At 60.5% G+C, this 958-nt stretch carries 1 protein-coding gene and 1 pseudogene; both read right to left on the bottom strand.

All coding sequences use genetic code 11. The features are described from left to right. Positions 1-521: pseudogene (locus AC24GY_RS29445) on the bottom strand (IS630 family transposase); the annotation flags it as partial. After that, complete coding sequence (locus tag AC24GY_RS29450) at positions 503-919, bottom strand: transposase (RefSeq protein WP_487690453.1); 417 nt, start codon at positions 917-919, stop codon at positions 503-505. The pseudogene AC24GY_RS29445 and the gene AC24GY_RS29450, both read right to left, overlap by 19 nt. Between the last annotated feature and the right edge of the window lie 39 nt (positions 920-958).

A 958-nucleotide genomic window follows, 5' to 3' on the forward strand; every position in this document is an offset into this window, starting at 1 on the left:
CAAGAGGCAAACCAACCCTTGGCGTCTTTTTCTGTGATTTTTGAGAATGCCAGGCTGATGGCCGCATCGAGTTCTGCTGGTGTGCGTGCCTCCGCAGTGCGCAGCAGCGCCTTGATCTTGCTCCACATCTTCTCGATCGGGTTGAGGTCGGGCGAGTAGGCTGGCAGGAACCTCACCTCCGCTCCTGCCTCTGCCACCAAGCGCAGCACTTCCGGGCTCTTGTGCACCGCAAGATTGTCCATCACGACGATGTCGTCCTTTTTCAGCGTGGGACAGAGCACCTGGCCGATGTAGGCCACAAAGGCGTCGGTGTCAGCTGCTCCTGAGAGGTGCATGCAGGCCGTGGTGCCATCCAGCCGGATGGAGGAGATCATCGTCGTGCTCTGCCAGCGGCCGCAGGGAGCTGCGGCATGCAGCCGCTTGCCGCGTGGCGCTCTGCCACGCAGGCGGGTCATGTTTGTCTTGGCTCCGCTCTCATCGATAAAGACCAGCCGCCAGGGTTCTAGTCCGCCTTGCTTGCGCTTCCAGCGGCGGCGTGCTTTGCGGACGTCCTCCCGGTCCTGCTCGGCGGCGCGGAGTGTCTTTTTTTATATGTCAGCCCCATGTCCGCAAGCACGTAATGGATCGCCGGCAGCGTGCACTCCAGGCCGAGTGCCTCGCGCAGCTCGGCCAGCGTCATGTCAGGCTTGCGCTTGAGGTGCTGCCGCATGGCAATGCGGTGCTCTGCCACGATGGTCTTCTTGCGTCCTGCAAGATGATGCCGGGACTTGATGCAGCCGGTCTTGCTGCGCTGCTGGAGCAGCTTTTTGACCATGCCCAAGGAGACGCGAAAGCGCCGTGCGATCTCGTCACGCGTGCCTTCACCTTTGTCATAGGCGCTGACAATGCGTTCACGTAAATCCAGAGAGAGTGTTGCCATACCACTTTATAGCAGGCCTCTACCCGGATGGCTATATAA

The organism is Prosthecobacter sp. Pr1, from assembly GCF_057652315.1.